This window comes from Salmonella sp. NW1250 (genome assembly GCF_051812965.1).
Classification (GTDB): Bacteria; Pseudomonadota; Gammaproteobacteria; order Enterobacterales; family Enterobacteriaceae; genus Salmonella; species Salmonella enterica.
Genome location: NZ_JAMNDD010000046.1, coordinates 1 through 512, shown reverse-complemented (window position 1 = coordinate 512; position 512 = coordinate 1). Strand labels below are relative to the sequence as shown.

Annotated in this window: 1 protein-coding gene; it reads left to right on the top strand. The window is 52.7% G+C overall.

From position 1 onward, the window contains the following. A partial coding sequence (locus NBA72_RS24170) for an aldehyde dehydrogenase family protein (protein ID WP_439005038.1) occupies positions 1-512 on the top strand: 512 nt, incomplete at both ends.

The following is a 512-nucleotide window of genomic DNA, read 5'->3' as shown; positions in this document are numbered from 1 at the left end:
CTGCAAGCGGCTATCGCTGCCGGCGCGCCGAAAGATCTGATTGGCTGGATCGATCAACCTTCCGTAGAACTGTCTAACGCGCTGATGCACCACCCGGATATTAACCTGATCCTTGCGACGGGTGGTCCAGGCATGGTTAAAGCAGCATACAGCTCCGGCAAACCGGCTATCGGCGTAGGCGCAGGTAACACTCCGGTAGTGATTGATGAAACTGCTGACATTAAACGCGCTGTGGCGTCAATCCTGATGTCGAAAACCTTCGATAACGGCGTAATCTGTGCTTCTGAACAGTCTGTTGTCGTTGTTGACTCCGTCTATGATGCCGTTCGCGAGCGTTTTGCGAAATGCGGCGCGGTGATTCTGAATAAAAAAGAGAGGAAAGCTGTAGGCGGAGTATTGCTCAAAAATGGCGCTCTGAACGCCGCTATCGTCGGCCAGCCAGCCTACAAAATCGCTGAACTGGCAGGCTTCTCCGTACCAGAAACCACCAAGATTCTGATCGGTGAAGTTAC